The following is a 16,984-nucleotide window of genomic DNA, read 5'->3' on the forward strand; positions in this document are numbered from 1 at the left end:
AGATTCTGTAATCAGCGCCCGAAACGCACGCCGTAGCTCATGCCCAGTGTGCCGCCGGACTTGCCATCCCCGCCCTGTGGGGCAGATTGGTAACCGAAGGTCAGGGCCAGTTCGTCATCACCCAGCACTTCAAACCCGATGCCCGTGTTGATGCCGTAGTTGAAAGTCTGATCGGTCCATTGCCAGCCCGCCGTCATGTCCACCAGCCAGGTGTATTGCGGCTTGCTGCGCACCAGTGCGCCTGGTATGCCACGACGCCACGAAGTGCCGACGTAGAGCTGGCCATAGCGGCTTTGCAGCAGGTCGGCGCCGGTCACGGTGTCGACATCGAGAGGATCAAGCTGGCCGGTGTCAGGGTCGGTCGACTGAGGCGTGATCTTGACGGCGCCGCCATTGCGGCTGGACAGGTAGTCCAGGTTGCGATCCTTCACGTTGTTTTTCTGGTAATCCAGGCCGCTGCGCACCGTCCAGTTAGGCCCGGCGAACTCCAGCGTGTGGTTGAGTTCCAGCTTCAACGCCTGACCAGTCCCCAGCGAGTCACCCGCGCGGGTCGAGAACGACCGCTGCGCCACTTCCCAGCTCAACTGATCGCGTGCGGTCAGGCCGTGACGGCCACCCACCCAGGCGCGGTCCTGCTGGCCGAAAGCACGCATCAGGCCGCTGTCGTCACTCTTGCGATGCCAGTCCAGGCCGGTCTCGATCTGGTGGCTGTTACCCAATTGCCACATACGCGACAGGCCCAGGCCGTTACGGTCATCGTCCTTGCGCTGGCTGGTGTCGGCGAAGAGCTTCCAACTGCCGTTTTCCACCGAGCGAACCAGGGTCAGGGCGGCATTGCTCTCATCACCGATCCGGGACGAGATGATGTCGTCGCCCTTGTAGTTACCGTGCTCGGCTTCAAGGTCGGCGTACCAGTTGTCGCCCAGGTTATGCGCGATTTCCAGGCGCGGCGAGTCAAACGACAGGCCACCGAAATCCTGCTTCTGATAGGACAGCAACGCGCCTTGCGGGGTGCTTTCGTGAATTTCCACGGCCTGGCGACGCAGTTGCTCGTTCACTGAAGACGGCTGGTCGTCGCCGAGGGCGGACAGGCTCGTGTCCAGGGCTTCGTTGGTGCGCCCCAGACGGCTCAGCGCTTGGGAGCGCTGGGCCGGGTTCAAGTCACTGCTGGCCAGCAGGGTTTCAACCTGGGCCTTGTTGCGGCTGCGCAGGGCTTCCTGGATCTGCTCGTAGCGATCGACCTTCAAGCCTTGGCTGCGTGCCCACTCCAACCACTGGTCTTTCTGCGCCTCCTGGTTGGTCGCGTCCAGGCGGGCCAGCAGACGCTCGAACCACATCTGCTTCATCGACGGCGAACCGTCCTTCCACTTCAACAATTCCTGCTGCGCCTTGCGAGGCGAGTAGCTGCTGGACATCAACCGCAGCCAGATCGCATAACGCTGGGACGAAGGTTGCAGGTTATCGGCCTCAGGGTTACGCAGCAGCTTCAAGCGCAGGCGCTGGGCGGCGTCCTGGTAACCGGCGGTGTCCAGTGCGTCGGCGTAGGCCGCTTGCACCAGCCAGTCGTTCGGGGTGAGCTTGAGGTACATGCGGTACCACGCCAAGGCCTCGGTGTCGCGCCCCAGCAACTGGCTGGCGCTTGCAAATGGCAGCCACAGCAAGCGGTCTTCACGCGCATAGGCACGCCACTTGGTCAGCAGTGGCTTGAGCTTGGCGGTGTCGGCCTGGTCGACATACAGCCAGGTCAGACGCTCGCGGAACAGGTTGTCATCCGGGTAGTTTGACAGGCCGAGCAGGTACAGGCGCTCGGCCTCGGCCGTATCGCCCTGCTCGATAGCCAGCGCGCCACGCACGGCCAGGACCTGGGCTTGCTCGTAGGCCTGCGGGTATTTGCGGGCGTCATCCAGCAAGGCGATCACTTGGTCCCAGTCCTGCAATTCCTGGGCGAGCTGCAGGGCTTCGACCAGGCGTTGAGGATCCTGGGCGCGGTGCCAGCTGGCAACCATCAACTCCAGCGCGCGCTGGGGGTTGCTGACGCGATACAGGGAGATCAACTGACTCTCGTCGCCGCTGACCAACTTGCCGTTGATGGCGAGCAGGCGCTCCAGCGACACACGCAAATCCTCATCGCGCTCCAGGTCCCAAGCCAGTGCGGCACGTGTGTGCCAGTACTCCGGATCCTGAATGGAGGGATCATCCACCTTGACCACGTCCCACGCAGCCTGCTCTTCGAACAGCTTCATGTGGGTGCTGGCCCAGTCGACCTGTTCGGCCGTGGTCAGCTTGTAGCGTTTGGCGTAGTCCTTGTAGAGCTTGCCTTTGGCGGCGAACTGCCCGGTGTTTTCCAGGTTTTGCAGCAGGCGGGTCCAGGCCAGGCGGTGCGAAGGGTATTTGCGCAGGTACGTACGCAACCAGGCTTCGGCCTCGGCCGGCGTACCGCGCGATTCGTGACCGTAGATCAAGGCATCCAGCTCGATATCGGTGAGTGCGCGCTGTTGCATGATCTCGGCAAGCAACGGGATCGAGCGGTCAAAGTCGAACTGTTGGCTGGCCAGGCGCCAGGCGTGTTCGCGGGTGGCCGGGTCTTCCTTGAGCTTGAGCAGGCGAACCCAGTAGTCCAGCGCCGCTTCGTTATCGCCGCGCCATTCACCGAGGCGGGCCATTTGCTCGAGCAGCTCGGTGTCATCCGGGTAATCGACGGTCAATTGCTGGCCGGTTTCCCAGGCACCGGCCAGGTCATTGATGGCCAGGCGCACGTGGAATTCTTTCAGTGCAATTTTCGGGTTGTCCGGCTGCAGCACGCGCCACTGTTGGAGCACGCGCTGCGCAAGGTCGTAATGCTTGGTCGCCACGGCGACATCGACGCCCTGCTCCAGCCATGCCGGATCGGTCTGCGGGTTGGTGAGGTCGGGCAACTCATCGGAGAGCACCTGTGCGGCTTGCTCATCTTGGCCTGCCGACAACAGGCTGTTGAACGCCAGTTGTGCGTACTCGCGTCGCTCGGCCGGTTGCTGGGCATCGCGTTTGAGTTGCAGGTAGATCTGCGCGGCACGCGCGGGTTTTTCACCGGCCATGAACCACTGCGCAGCGGCTTTGAGTGATTCACTGCGCTGCGCCGGATCGCGCGCGGAGATCTCTTCGAACACGCTGGCAGCAAATGCCGGTGCCTGCAATGTCAGCGCCAGCTTCGCCAGGTTCTGCAGCTGTGGCACCGCCAGTTTGCGGTGATCGAATGTTTCCAGGCGCTCGACCAGCGCCTGCTGCGCAATCAGGTCGTTGCTGCTGGCCGCGACCAGTGCATCCAGTTCCAGGCGATAGTACGCCTGGGTTTCCGGCTGCGGCTTGGGCCAGGCCTCCAGGTGCTGGCGCGCCTTGGTGTAGTCACCGAGGCGAATCAGCAAATCAACCAGCTGCAGGCGCAGGTGGTCGTCATCCGGGTGGGCCGTCAGCAGCAGCTCGGCGTAGTTGGCCGACACTGCGTCCGGCTGGCGCCCATCCGGCTGGAAGACTTCTTCGCGCTGGAAAGTCGCCCACAGCAGGCCGCCCACGGCGACCGCGACTACCGCCAATGCCCAAGGATTGAGCAGGCGGCTATTTTTAGTTGCAGAGGAGCTGACCATTACTCACCTGCTTCATAGGTAATTGAAAAGTCCAGAGGCCGGCTGACGCCTTGCCCGCGAAACGCTGTCCATCGACTTCCACGCGACACGCCGTCGCCGAGCGTACGGAGAAGGTCAGGTCGAACTGACCGGCAAACGCAAAGCTCACGCGATTTGCATCGACGTAGCGCCAGTCAAGCAACGGCAGATTTGCCTCCTCCAGGGCGGGCCTGGGGTCTCGATCCGGGCGCAGCACCAGCAAGGCCTTGTCGCTGCTCAGCGCCACATAGCGCCCTTGCGGCAAGTCGCGCACACCGGCGATGCCTTGGGATTGGAGCAGGTCCGGCCAGCCCATTTGCGCGTCAAGGCGCACGGTGCGCAGCGCGTCCATCCCGCGGATCTGCCAGGCCCCGTCAGCGGTTCGCGCCAGGCTCGCCTGGTACAAGCCGTGCAGGCGGTCGACGTAATCGCTCATCCACAAGGACATCGGCTGCTGATCGCGCATGTAGCCGTAGATCTCATGCATGGCCTTGATCGAAGCCTGCTTGGTGCTGGAGTAGAAGTGATAGTAAAGATGCAGCCCGCGCAGGCGGCGGGGGCTGTCGGTGAGTTCGAAGGTCTCGATCAACTCGCGGAAACCGTAATACGGCCCCTTCCACAAGTTGGTGTAGAGGTTTTCGTTGATGATCGGCGCGTAGTATTGCAGCCCGCCCGGGGTCGGTCGCAGCAGCGGGTTGAGGCCCGTGAGCGACGGGTTGGCCTTGGTCATGATGGTTTCGGCACCATTGACGTTTTTCAAGCCAGCGTCGTAGGCCAGTTTGATCGTGTCGGACGATGGCAGCGCGTCACCTGGCCAGAACACCATCTTCACCGGCTTTTGCGGGGTGGTCAGGTTCTGGTTGATGTAGTCGCGCGAGCCGAAGATTTCACGGCGAAAATCAATTTTGTCGTAGCCGGCGATCTTCATGTTCATGCCGTATTCCGCGTTGAAATTTTCGCGTTTCTTGGCTTTGTTCGGCTGCATGAAAAACGGGTGGCTGAAGGTGTGGGTGGCCACTTCAACTTTCGGGTTGGCGAAGATCTCGCGCGCAATCGGCTCCAGTTCGCGTGCCAGGAACGGGAACGCGCCACGCGGCGAAATTTCCCCTTCAATGATCGACACCGACGTCAGGAACGGGTTGGGCTTGATGTAGTCGTCCAGGGTGTGACGCCCGGCGTAAGGCGTGCCGCGTACTTCGGCACGCGAAGGAAAGCCGTCGCCATCAATGTGCACGGTCGCGATGCGACGGCCATTTTCGGTGGTGGTGTCCGGGCGCGGCTGGTTCGGCAGGCGCAGGCTGGCCTGGAGAAACGCAAAGGGATCGAGAATCCAGCGGCTGCGCTCGTTGTTGATTTCCAGGATATAAGGCGCGAGGGCCAGGCCACCCCATTTGCCCACTACTACCGGCGTGAATACGTCGCCACCGACGCCTTTCAACGACAGCGCCGGGATCGGGCCGCCGGGCAGTACCGAGACCGCGGCCAGGTCACGGGAGCGCGGCACTACAGGGGCTTCAAAAGCGCCGAGCAGGGCCTTGTCCTGATGGGTGACGGTCAACACCTGTGTCGCCGGCGGCGCATCGCGCTTGAGGCCCAGGCGCTTGAGCAGCAGCTTGTCTTCGACCGGCAGCCCGCTGAAGAACACCACGGGAACCTGCTCGTCGAGGCGCGCATTGAGGAAACGGTTGAACGCCGGGGCATCCTGCGGCGGGCCGCTGGTCATCCAGGTGATCACGCCGGCGTACAGGCCACTGAAGCTGTAGAGCGGCAGATTGCTGTCGGCCGGCAGGTAGTCGACGCGGTAGCCCAGGTATTCGAGCAGGCCGCCAAGGTTGGTATGGCCGGCGGCGTCTTCCATCGCGCCTTCACGCGGATCGTAGATCAACGCGATACGGCGCGGCTGCACTTCGATACTGCTGATGCCCAGTGTGTTGAGGTCCGGGGTGCTGATGTACGGGATGAAGCCTTCGTCGCGCAGACGCTTGGCCAGCGTGCGGGCTTCTTCGCGGCGCTCCGGCGGCAGGTAGTCGATCGCGACCAACGGGATGCCTTTGGCACGCAGCGGTTGCAGGTGTGTTTCCAGCCACGCGCGGTCGGACTCCGATACCGGGCGATAACGCTTGGCGGCGGCATCCCAGCCGGCGTGGATTGACTCGACCGCAACGGCAGCGGCGACGCCGTCCAGTTCGGGCAGTACTTCGAAACCACGGTTGAAGAACAGCTTCAGCTTGGGCTGACGTTTGTGCAATTCCCGCAGCAGGCTGGCCAGGCCAACGCGCTGGGCTTCACGGGAGGCTGCGGTCACGAGTTGGAAACTGTCGAGCGTATCGAGAAACAGACCGGCATAACCCTGGGCTTCCAACGCCTTCGCACGGCCAAACAAATGCTCGCGCCAGGCGGGTGAAGTGAGGTCCATGACCTGGCTGTCCCAGGCATTGTTGCGTACCGGCGAAACAGCTTTGGTCAGCCCGGCCTTTTCGATTTCCGCCTTGTTGCCGTCGAACTCCCCAACGGACAAGTAGGCAAACGGCTGGCTGCCCAGGGTCCGCAAGGTTTTCACATCGCCCGGTGTCATGTGGCCTGGCTCGACCACGGCCCAGTCGAATTGCGACAACTCTGGCAGTGGCGGCTGGTCGGCGTACCAGAAAGCCACGCTGGCTGGCTGGGGTAACACAGCAGCCTGGACCGCTGGCCCGCCGACGAACAGGGCAAGAGCAGCTAATAGCCGCTCAGCGATCACGCGGACACGCGTCCTGCGGAAAACGATTTCCATAATTCACTCTTGAAAAATGACTGAGCCAATACTGCGTTAACGACGGACAGGGTGACCGGCGAGTTACAAACTTCGCAAAAGCTGCGCCAGACCCTGGCCGATGGAGGTCGGTTCCGGGAGTGCAAAGCGTTCCAGCAAACGGGTGTTGTTGGCGCGCGAATGGCGAATGTCACCTTGGCGTGGCGCCTGGTAAGTCACGTTCAGCGGGGTGCCCGTGGCCTTGCCCAGTTCGGCGATCAGGTCATTGAGACTGGTCGCGCGGTTAAGCCCGACGTTGATGGCTTCAGGGGCCGGCTTGCGGGTCTCCACGGCCTGGACCAGGATGCTGACCAGGTCCTGCACATAGACGAAGTCGCGCGTCTGCTCGCCGTCACCAAAGACCGTGATCGGCTTACGGGCCAACGCGCGTTCGGTGAAGATGCTGATCACACCGGAGTACGGCGAGGAAGGATCCTGGCGCGGGCCGAAGATATTGAAGAAACGGAAGATCACCGGTTCCAGGCCGTGCTCGCGGCGATAGAAGTCCAGGTAGTACTCACTGGCCAACTTGTCGCTGGCATAAGGGGTCAGTGGCGACTTGGGGGTGTCTTCGGTGATGGCCGTGCCTTCGCCGTTGTTGCCATAGGTCGCGGCGCTGGAGGCGAACACCACGCGCTTCACGCCGGCCTTGAGCATGCTCTGGCAGACATTGAGGGTGCCGACGAAGTTGGCTTGGTGGGTGGCGACAGGATCGTCTACCGACGCCTGCACCGACGCCACTGCGGCAAGGTGTACGACGGCGCTGCAGTCGCGCATGGCCTGGTCAACGACGGCGCTGTCCGCCACGTCACCGACGACCAGTTCGAGGTCGGCATTGTCGACGGGCAGGTTCGTCACCTTGCCGGTCGAGAGGTTATCGAGTACGCGAATCTTGTAGCCTTTGCCAAGCAAAGCATCTACCAGATGTGAACCAATGAAACCTGCACCACCCGTAACCAGAATTCGTCCAACAGCCATGTAGTTTTCTTCCTAAAGACTCGAGCGCAGGCGTGTAGAAGCGAGCCTGCTAAATAAAGTGACAGCGTTTATTAGTTAACTCTGGCCGACGCCGCCGGACCGTTTGAATCCGAGCCGCCATATCCCTTTATCTTGAAAAACCACAGCGGGACGAACGCGCGTCATTAATGTCATTTTAATGGCTTAGAGCCATCAAAACCGTCGCGAATAATGTTGGATGAATATCAAACTGTCAACGCTTTGTCTTATCTGCCGCCCAACGGCATTTTTTGCGCAAAAACGTCACTTATTTGACGACATAAATGGAGCCATGGAGGGCGTTCGCTAACGAGTTCAGTCGCGGGAAAGTGCGGATACGTACGAGCGGAAAGTTGTAAAAGACCGACATTTTAATAGTACCGAACGTTCTAAAAGAACATTCAAAGGCCTTGCCTAATAAACGTGCCATCACAATAATGAGAGCCATTACCATTTACACTTCGGTGGCACGCTCATGTCGACCCTCGATCCTTCAACACTTCACCAGCTGTACAGCGAACACAACAGTTGGCTGAAGGGCTGGTTGCGGGTGCGCCTGGGGAATGCTGCGGATGCGTCCGACTTGGCGCAGGACACGTTCGTACGGGTGATGACGGCCCGCCACACTACGCCCATCCGTGAGCCGCGCGGCTATCTGAGTGCGATTGCGCGTTCGTTGCTGATCGATAAATCCCGGCGCCGGGCCATCGAGCAGGCTTACCTGCAGGCCTTGGCGCTGCGGCCGGAGCCGGTGGAGGTGTCGCCGGAGGTGCGCTTGTCGATCATTGAGATGCTGGTGTCCATCGACACGCTGCTGGATGGGTTGGGCACGCGCACACGCGAGATTTTTCTCGCGGTGCAGTTGGAAGGCTTGAATTACGTAGCGGCTGGCGAGCGATTCGGGGTGTCGGTGACCACGGTGAAAAATCACCTGGTTCGCGCCATGACCCAATGCCTGTTGTTGGTCGAAACCTGATGGCTACACCGCCGGACCTCAAGACGCTGGAGGCCGCCGCCACCTGGTACGTGCAGCTCAATGACGGTACGCCGGATGAGGCGCGCACCCACGCCTGGCAGGCCTGGTTGCAGGCCAGCCCGCAACACGCGGCGGCGTGGGCACGGGTCGAGGCGCTGCAGCAGCAGTGGGCGAAGATGCCTCGCCAGGCGGCGCTTTCCGGTCTGGGCGCGGCGCAGAAACAACGTCGCGCTGTATTGAAGATTCTCGGCATGCTGCTCGCGGTAGGTGGCTGTTCGTGGCTGGCGGTGGAACAGGTGCCGTATCGCGCGGTGCTCGCACAACACCGCACCCACACCCGGGAACGGCGCTCGCTGAGGCTCGACGATGGCACGCAACTGGAGTTGAACACCGGCACGGCGCTGGATATCCGCTTCGACGCCCACCAGCGGCTGATCCAGCTGTACGAGGGCGAAATCCTGGTGCAGACCGCCAAGGACCCTGCCCGGCGCCCGCTCATCGTCAGCACCGGCGACGGCACGATCAAGGCGCTTGGCACCCAGTTCAGCGTTCGCCAATTGGAAGACAGCACCCACGTTGGTGTGCTGGAGGCCGCCGTTGAAGTCCGCCCGCGCCGCCAACCAGAACAGGCGTTGCGCCTGGAGGCCGGCCAACAGGTCACGTTCGATCACGATGCGCTTGAAAACGCGCGCCCTCTGCCTCCCGGCTCGGCGGCATGGGTTCGCGGCATGTTGAGCGTGGACGATTGGCGCCTCGGCGACTTCGTCACCGAGTTGGGTCGTTACCGCCCAGGCGTGCTGCGTTGCGCGCCGCAGGTCCAGGACCTGAGCATTTCCGGCGCGTTCCGCATTGACGACACCGACACCGTGCTGGAGAACCTGAGCAAAACCCTGCCGGTAAGGGTGCGCTACCTGACCCGCTATTGGGTCAGCATCGAACCCGCCTGAAAACTGTTCGCGCGCAGCCTTGCCGATTTTGATCTCATCCCGAACAGTCGGTGGAAGGTTTTGTGCAGCGGTACCCGCCATCGAGACTAGTCGGCGGGCGTCATTGACTCAAATCAGCGCACTCAGTGCCCGGCACTTTGCCCGCCGTCCACATGCAGAATCTCGCCGGTCACGAATGCCGCTTGCTCCAAATAGATAATCGCCTGGGCGATGTCACTCACTTCGCCCATATGCCCCATCGGGTGCAACTTCCCGAGTGCCGCGTGGGTGGGCTCGGCGTGCATCGGCGTCTTGATGATCCCCGGGCTCACTGCGTTGACCCGGATCCCGCGCTTGGCGTATTCAATCGCCAGCGACTTGGTCGCAGAATTCAGCCCGCCCTTGGTGAGGCTGGCGAGCACCGAAGGCACGCCGTCGACGGCATGGTCGACCAGGCTGGTGGTGACGCTGACGATATGGCCGGCGCCACGTTTTTCCATCTCGGCAATGGCGAGTTGGGTGATGTAGAAGAAGCCGTTGAGGTTCACCGCGAGCACATTGGCGTAGTCTTCTTGGGTGTACGTGGTGAAAGGCTTGGCGATGAAGATACCGGCGTTGTTGACCAGGCTGTCGATGCGCCCAAAGGCTGCCAGCGCTTCGCGGATGACGCGCTGGGCGGTGGCGGAGTCGCCGATGTCACCGGCGACGGTGAGGATGTTCGGGTCGGTGGACGGCTGAATCGAACGCGAGGTGGCGACCACGCGGTAGTCGAGGGCGCGGTAGGCCTGGACCACGGCGGCGCCGATGCCTTGGGAAGCGCCGGTAACGATAACGACTTTACTCATGATGATGCTCCGGTAATGGATTTGCGGTACTCAGTGGTGGTGATGCCGGCGTAGCCCCAGTTATCGGTGTCGATTTCTTCGATGACGATGTGGGTCAGGTCCGGGCGTTTGTGCAGGACGCGTTCGAGGGTTTCGGTGAACTCGGCGATGACCTGGGCTTTTTGCTCCGGGGTAACGCCGTCTCGGGTGATGCGCAGGCTGACAAAGGGCATGGCAATGGCTCCAGTCGCCGGCCATCGGGGTGATGGGCTGGCAGTGGGGCCAATTTAGGCGTGCGCCTTGAGCGGATAAAGGTGGGGCTGGGTACTTCATTAGTGACGCGGTGTAATGGATCAACAGCGCCGTATTGCTCTATCCTCGCTGGCGTATTTTTCGGTATAACCGAAGCCCACGCGTTGTGAACGGACTCCCATGAACGCCCTGAAGCTGACCTTTCTACTGGTGATTTTCCCGCTGCTGTTGGCCGCACTCGGCGGTTGGGAGCACCAGCGCGCTGCCCAAAGCAGCAACGCGGTGATCGACTATCACCTCAATGTCGGCATCGCCAAGCAGCAACTGCTGGCGCTGGCGGCGCAAGACCCGGACGCGACCGTCGACCTCGGCAAAGAAAAAATCCGCGTGCAACTGGCGCTCTCGCGGCTGGACAAGATCGAAGCCGAACTGCCCACCGCCCATCACATCAACCGTGCACTGCGAGCGTTGGCACCGTGGGTGATCGGCCTCGGGCTGCTGGCGGCCTTGATTGGCCTCGCGGCGCTGCTCGGCACGCAGTGGGCCGGGCAACGGGCGCAGCAGTCGCGGGACAAACTCTTGCAGGCGTTCACCCTCGGCAGCCGCTTGCTGCCCTACGTATTGGTCAGCCATGTGGTGGCGATGGCGGCAACGGTCGCCCTCGCCTTGAGCTATGAAAGTTTGGCGATGTGGCATGTCGGCCGGCTGGGCAGCGGTGAAATCAAGCTGATGGCAGTGCTGGGGGTGGTCGCGGCGTTCTGCGTGTATTCGATCTGGCTATTGCTCAAGCAGTTGCGGCACATGCTGGGCATGTTCAAGCCCGAACCGCTGGAGATGTTCGGCGCCGTGGTGACGCCCGAACAGGCGCCGGCCTTGTGGCGCCAGGTGAATGAGCTTTCGAGCACACTGGGTGCATTGGCGCCGGACCATATCGTCGTGAGCCTGGCCCAAGGCTTTTATGTGACGTCCAGCGAGGCCAGTGTGCTGCCGGCACAGACCCGCTTGACTGGGCGCACCCTGCACGTGCCGCTGCTGCACCTAGGCTTGCTGAGCCGCGCCGAAATCGGCGCGGTGATCGGCCATGAACTGGCGCACTTTGCCGGCGAAGACACCGACTACAGCCTGCGCTTTGTGCCGATCTATGACGGCGTCAATCGCAGCCTGCAGGCTTTGCTGCAAACTCTGCTGGCGAGCGACCTGATCCAGGGCTGGCTGATGCGCCCATCATTTCTGTTCGGCGTGTTTTTCATGCAGCACTTTGATCACGCGGTGAATCATTGGAGCCGCGAACGCGAGTTGCTGGCGGATGCCGCCGGCGCGCGCGTGGCCGGCAATCGCGCAGCGGCGTCGGCCCTGTTGCGGGTGTCGGTGCTGCATGCCCACGTCGAGGAATCGCTGCTGGCGTTATGTGACGCCGCATCAGAAGAAGACCTGCCCCGCGCCGTGCTCACCGCGCTGAGCGGTTGCGAATTGCATCTGCCGCCTGAAGCACTGGAGATTCATCAGCCGCATCCGACCGATTCCCACCCGTCCAATGGCGAACGCCTGCAGGCGCTTGAGGTGCCATTGGACGAGGCGCTGCGCACCGCCACCCGCCTCGTCGACGCCGCCGCGGCGAATGGGCAAATCGATGGTTTTTTCAGCGCGCCACAGACGCTGCGCGAGCAACTGTCTCGCGATCTGCTCGAGGTGGCCGTCGCCGAGAACGCCGTGCACACTCATCTGCTGGAAACCCTGGTCGTTTCGACAGATGGCGAACGCGCACTGCATGAAGGCGGCGCATGGCGCGGCGTCTTGATGGCGGTGTTGACGATACCCTTCGTGCTGTTCGCCCTGTGGATAATGGCCCGCCCCTGGCTGGCCCCGGAGCGCCTGAAAGGCACGCCGTTGTCGGCAATCGGCGTGGGCGCCGCCGTCGGTTGCGTCGCGCTGATATTCCTGGGGCTGGGCGTGCGGCGGTACAAACGCGCAGCGCAGGTCGCCTTGCGCCTGACGCCGGAGCATTTTGTCTTCGCCAACCTGAAGCAGCCGGTGCCGATCGAGCACATCGCCGATGTCTCGCTGCAGTTCATGCAGGGCATCTGGGTAACGCTGGAGTTGAAGCCGGATGCGCCCTTGCCTGAGCGGCGCAAGACCGCGTTTGGTGTGCCCGGCGCGCGGATCAACAAGAAGAAACGCCAAGTGCTGCTGCAGATGGCGCAGCTGTGTATCGACAACCAGAAGATCGAACCCTATGAGGGCCTGAGGCTGATGCTCGACTACGTCAATGCGTCTGTTGCACGCAAGGTCCTGCAGAGCCGGGAGGATTCTGCGCAGGCATAAAAAAACCCCGAACCAGTCGGGGTTTTTTATCGCCTTGGATCAGGCGCGACGCCAGATCAATTAGAAAACGTTGATCGGGTAGTCGGCGAACAGACGGATTTCGTTACCGCCTACGTTGTACTGGTCGGCGTTGCTGGAAACACGCAACCAGGACGCACGCGCACGCAGGCTCAGGTCTTTGGCCGGGCCACTCTGAACGACGTATTTGAACTGGTTGAAGATTTCACGCTCAGTGCCATTGCCGCGGTTGGAACCGTCGTCAATGTTGGTACCGCGCACGTAGGCAACGTTGTAGCTCAGGCCAGGCACGCCGAAGGTAGCGAAGTCGATACCGTAGGCTGCTTGCCACGAACGCTCGTCCTTGCCGTTGAAGTCGGACCAGTAGGAGTTGGCCAGCAGGATGGTGTTGCCGCCGTCGCCGATGCCGCCAGCGTTGCGGTAGCCGCCATACAGGTAGCCGGTGTCGCCGGTGCTGCGCTGGTGAGCCAGAGTGAAGCTGTGCGGGCCGACAGCCCACGTGGCGCCCAGGCTCCAGATTTTGTTGTCGCGGGCGTCTTCGTCTTTCTGGTTTTCCAGGGCGAAGCTCTTGTCCAGCTTGGTTTTGTAGCCGTTGAAGTCAAAGGTCAGCGACTGCTTCTCTGGCAGGGCCAGCACGTAGTTGACGTTGACGTATTGCTTCTTCAGCACGTCCTGCATGTCGGAAGCGTAGAGCGCAGCCGACAGGCTTTCGGTGAATTTGTAGCTACCACCGATGTAGTCGATGCTTTTCAGGCGACCGCTGTCGGTGCCTTCCATGCTCTTGCGCGCTTCTTTGGTGAAGTGACCTGCGTCCAGTTGCAGACCGGCGATCTCTTTGGAAACGATCGACGTACCGGTGTAGGTTTCCGACAACAGACGGGAGTTGTCGTACTGCAGTACAGGCACGGCCGGGAACTGATCACCGTACTTGAGCACAGTGTTGGAAACGCGGAACTTCACGGCAGCGCCGCCTTTGGCCAGGTCGTGCGGTGCCGAGCCTGGGTTGTTGCTGCCATCAGGGTTGGTGGTGCCATTGCCCTGCTTGAAGAAGTCGATGCCGCCCGCGCCGGCGCGACCTTTACCACCGTCCAGACGGATAGCGTATTGGCCGATGACGTCCACACCCACACCGACGGTGCCTTGGGTGAAGCCGGACTCCAACTTACCGATGAAGCCTTGGCCCCACTCGGCTTTATCTTGCTTGCCGTTCTTGTAGTCACGGCTGATGTAGGCGTTACGTGCTGCGATGTTCAGGTGGCTGTCTTCAACAAAACCCTTGGATTGCTCCTGGTCGTTGGCCATTGCCTGAGTGGCGCTCAAAATCCCCAGAGCGATCAGACCCATCCGTTGCTTCAACATTTCTTATATTCCTTATTACTGGTTGAGTACGCGCTGTGACACCAGGCTCCGTGTCGCTTTTCTGGTGTCGACTTTTCCAGGAAAAAAGAAAGCCCGCGGACGACTTAACTGCCGCGGGCCTTTTTTATTGGATGAGTCATGGCGGTTAGCCACAGGCGTTGGGCGCAATCCTAGTCGCGCGTTGAACTATGTGTCAATTTCGTGAATCGTCTGTATTTAGGCGAAATAATTCTAAGCAAAGGCCTATTGCCGCTCTGTAAACGACAAAAAATCGCCTTTGGCGACCTCTGAAACACATTTAGTAACATATTTCAAAGCCGATACATTTGGGAATAGATAACGCACGTAAATGCAAAGCATTACCATTAACGCGCAATTTCCTCCCTAACAATTCGGATACATTTCCCCATGCCAGCCCCACGCCTGATGCCCCTCACCCTTGGGCTCTCTGTTCTGCTGTCTGCCGGTTTTGCCAGTGCGGCGACCACCCTGCCCGAAACCTCGATCAGCGCCGACGCCGACGAAGACGATCCCCGCGTCAGGGAAACCACCACCGCCACCCGCACCGCCACTGCGGTGCGTTATGTGCCCCAGGCGATTGACTCGGTAAAGACCGAAACCCTGCGCGCCTACGGCATCAATGACCTCGGCCAGGCGTTGAGCGGTATTCCCAACGTGAGCAGCGGCGCCGACACACGTTTCGACAGTTTGCGCATCCGTGGCTTCGACGCGAGCAATGATTTCTATCTGGATGGCATTCGCGACGACAGCCAATATGTGCGCGACCTGCATAACATCGAGCGCATCGAAGTGCTCAAGGGGCCAGCAGCCGTACTTTAACGGGCGAGGCGGTCAGGGAGGGATCGTCAACCGCGTGAGCAAACTGCCCATCGCCGGCCACGCCTCGAGCATCGAGGCCCAGGGCGGCAGCAATGATTTGCGCAGCCTGTATGCCGATCTCAGCGCCGACCCCAGCGACACCCTCAGCCTGCGCCTGAACATGGGCAACCAGGACAACAACAGCTTTCGCGATGGCGTCAGCGGCAATCGCCAGTTGTTCGCACCGTCCATGAGCTGGCAACTGACCCCGGACCTGAACTGGCTGGTGCAATACGAATACAGCCGCTACAACCGCACGCCGGACCGTGGCATCCCCGGCGTCAACGGCCGCCCGGCGGATGTGAGCCGTGGCACCACCTACTTTGACAGCCGCGATTACATCGACGACAAGACCCAGTCGCTGCGCTCCAAGCTGGCCTACGAACTCAATGACAATTGGCAACTGCGCCAGACGTTGGGCGTGTTCAAGCTCGACAGCGATTTCGACAACACTTACCAGACCGCCTACGCGCCTGCGACTAACAGCGTCACACGCCAGCGCTGGCAGCAGGACCTGACCACCCTGAATATCTTCAACAACCTTGAGCTCGAAGGTGGCTTCAGCACCTTTGGCCTGGAGCATCGCCTGCTCAGCGGCCTTGAGCTGGGCAGCCAGCGTCGCGATCCCAAGCTGTACACCGCGACAGCCGTCAGCCGTGGCGGGCAGGCCGTGCCGAGCCTGGACCTCAACCAGCCGAATCGCCACCTGAGCCACACCGGGCGAATGAGCGTGTCGCGCAACAATCACACTGAAGTCGACAGCCGCGCCGTATACGTACAGGACCAACTGCGCCTGAATGATCAGTGGCAATTGCTCGCTGGCCTGCGCTACGACCGATTTGAAGTGGACACCAAGAACAAGCTGCTCAACACCCGGCAGGCGGTCGAAAGCCACAGCACCAGCCCGCGCTTCGGTGTGGTCTGGACGCCGCTGGAACATCACTCGTTCTACGCCTCGTGGAGCAAAACCTTTTCCCCGGCGGGCGGCGGCGTGATCGGCATCACCCCGAACGCCACCGGCAGTGTCAACGACCTGAGCCCCGAACTGACCAAGCAGAAGGAAATCGGGGTCAAGAGCGACTGGCTCGACGACCGCCTCAGCACCACCCTCGCCGTGTACGAACTGGAACTCTACAACCGCCGCACCAGCGACCCGCTGGACCGCACCATCACCTTGCTCAGCGGCCTGCAGCGCTCGCGTGGCGTGGAGCTGACCGCCACTGGCAAGATTGTCGGCAATTGGTCGGTGCGCGGCGGCATCGGCTTGCAGGACGCTACGGTCGTGAAGGACAACAACGGCTTTGAAGGCAAGCGCGTCAGCGATGTCGCCAAGCGCAATGCCAGCCTGTTCCTCACCTGGAAACCGGAAATGGGTTGGTACGCGGAAACCGGGCTGACCCTGGTGGGCGACCGTTATGCCGACAGCCTCAACACCGTGGTCATGCCAGGTTATGGTCGCTGGGACGCATTGGCCGGGTTCCGTCAAAAGGAATGGGACCTGCGCGCGGCGCTGAATAACATCGCCGATAAAACCTACTACGCCTCGGCGACCAGCGTGGCGCAGATCCAACCAGGCGAGCCACGCAGCCTGGTGGTCACAGGCACCTACAGCTTCTAAATTCCCCCTCCACCTGTAGGAGCCGGCTTGCCGACGATAGCGTCGGCGAGATCAGCGCAGGCCCAAGGCCGTCGCCGCCGGCGAGCCGGTTCCTACAAGGGTGCGATCAATTCACACAGCGCGTGCACTTCTTCCTCACTGAACAACCCTGCGGGGTAGCGTTCACTCATCACGCTGCGCAAGTCAGGCTGCTGCCGGATCTGTCGCGAACCGTTTTCCTTCAACCAGAGCGCCAGCGCATGGATCGCGTCACCGTTGACCCGCAAAGGGTGGAAGGTGCGCGTGTACATCAGGTTGATATCGGCATTCATTTCAGCGCTCTCTCCTACTGCGTGAGCGGCTAACTTACTCAAGGTTTATGACAGAACTGCGCAGTCATCACCCT

General features: G+C 61.4%; 10 protein-coding genes and 1 pseudogene. 4 read left to right on the forward strand and 7 right to left on the reverse strand.

The annotated features are described in order from the left end of the window. Positions 1–11 precede the first annotated feature (11 nt). The 3 genes from C9990_RS29910 to C9990_RS29920 form a co-directional block, all read right to left on the reverse strand. The gene (locus C9990_RS29910) at positions 12–3,620 is read right to left on the reverse strand and encodes a tetratricopeptide repeat protein (protein ID WP_106805423.1); all 3,609 of its coding nucleotides are present in this window, start codon (positions 3,618–3,620) and stop codon (positions 12–14) included. Then, on the reverse strand, positions 3,598–6,411 hold the full coding sequence (locus tag C9990_RS29915) for a bifunctional glycoside hydrolase 114/ polysaccharide deacetylase family protein (RefSeq protein WP_106805424.1): 2,814 nt from the start codon (positions 6,409–6,411) through the stop codon (positions 3,598–3,600). Before C9990_RS29915 ends, C9990_RS29910 begins: the two co-directional genes overlap by 23 nt. Positions 6,412–6,474: 63 nt before the next feature. Then, a complete protein-coding gene (locus C9990_RS29920) occupies positions 6,475–7,407 on the reverse strand; it encodes an NAD-dependent epimerase/dehydratase family protein (RefSeq protein WP_065899641.1) in 933 nt (310 codons plus the stop codon). A 493-nt stretch (positions 7,408–7,900) separates the two neighbouring features. On the opposite strand from C9990_RS29920, the gene C9990_RS29930 reads away from it, so the two are divergent. Both C9990_RS29930 and C9990_RS29935 read left to right on the forward strand, forming a co-directional pair. Continuing rightward, positions 7,901–8,401, forward strand: coding sequence for a sigma-70 family RNA polymerase sigma factor (locus C9990_RS29930; protein ID WP_106805426.1), 501 nt, complete (start codon positions 7,901–7,903; stop codon positions 8,399–8,401). Continuing rightward, on the forward strand, positions 8,401–9,348 hold the full coding sequence (locus C9990_RS29935) for a FecR domain-containing protein (RefSeq protein WP_106805427.1): 948 nt from the start codon (positions 8,401–8,403) through the stop codon (positions 9,346–9,348). The genes C9990_RS29930 and C9990_RS29935 overlap by 1 nt, the downstream gene beginning before the upstream one ends. A 122-nt stretch (positions 9,349–9,470) precedes the next feature. On the opposite strand, the gene C9990_RS29940 is transcribed toward C9990_RS29935, so the two are convergent. Continuing rightward, on the reverse strand, positions 9,471–10,172 hold the full coding sequence (locus C9990_RS29940; RefSeq protein WP_065899634.1) for an SDR family NAD(P)-dependent oxidoreductase: 702 nt from the start codon (positions 10,170–10,172) through the stop codon (positions 9,471–9,473). Then, positions 10,169–10,384, reverse strand: coding sequence for a 4-oxalocrotonate tautomerase family protein (locus C9990_RS29945; protein ID WP_065899633.1), 216 nt, complete (start codon positions 10,382–10,384; stop codon positions 10,169–10,171). Before C9990_RS29945 ends, C9990_RS29940 begins: the two co-directional genes overlap by 4 nt. Before the next feature lie 199 nt (positions 10,385–10,583). Here C9990_RS29945 and C9990_RS29950 point away from each other — a divergent pair, with 199 nt between their 5' ends. Next, positions 10,584–12,725, forward strand: a complete 2,142-nt coding sequence (locus C9990_RS29950; protein ID WP_106805428.1) for a M48 family metallopeptidase — start codon at positions 10,584–10,586, stop codon at positions 12,723–12,725. Positions 12,726–12,785: 60 nt separating this feature from the next. Here C9990_RS29950 and C9990_RS29955 read toward each other — a convergent pair whose 3' ends face one another. Beyond that, positions 12,786–14,102 carry an OprD family porin gene (locus C9990_RS29955; RefSeq protein WP_065899631.1) on the reverse strand — a complete coding sequence of 439 codons (1,317 nt, stop codon included), beginning with the start codon at positions 14,100–14,102 and terminating at the stop codon, positions 12,786–12,788. A gap of 408 nt (positions 14,103–14,510) precedes the next feature. On the opposite strand from C9990_RS29955, the pseudogene C9990_RS29960 reads away from it, so the two are divergent. Continuing rightward, a pseudogene (locus C9990_RS29960) lies at positions 14,511–16,599 on the forward strand (TonB-dependent receptor). Positions 16,600–16,691: 92 nt separating this feature from the next. Here C9990_RS29960 and C9990_RS29965 read toward each other — a convergent pair. Then, positions 16,692–16,910 carry a hypothetical protein gene (locus C9990_RS29965; protein ID WP_065899629.1) on the reverse strand — a complete coding sequence of 73 codons (219 nt, stop codon included), beginning with the start codon at positions 16,908–16,910 and terminating at the stop codon, positions 16,692–16,694. Positions 16,911–16,984 lie beyond the last annotated feature (74 nt).

The organism is Pseudomonas sp. S5D5 (genome assembly GCF_003013355.1).
GTDB classification, from domain to species: domain Bacteria; phylum Pseudomonadota; class Gammaproteobacteria; order Pseudomonadales; family Pseudomonadaceae; genus Aquipseudomonas; species Aquipseudomonas aylmerensis.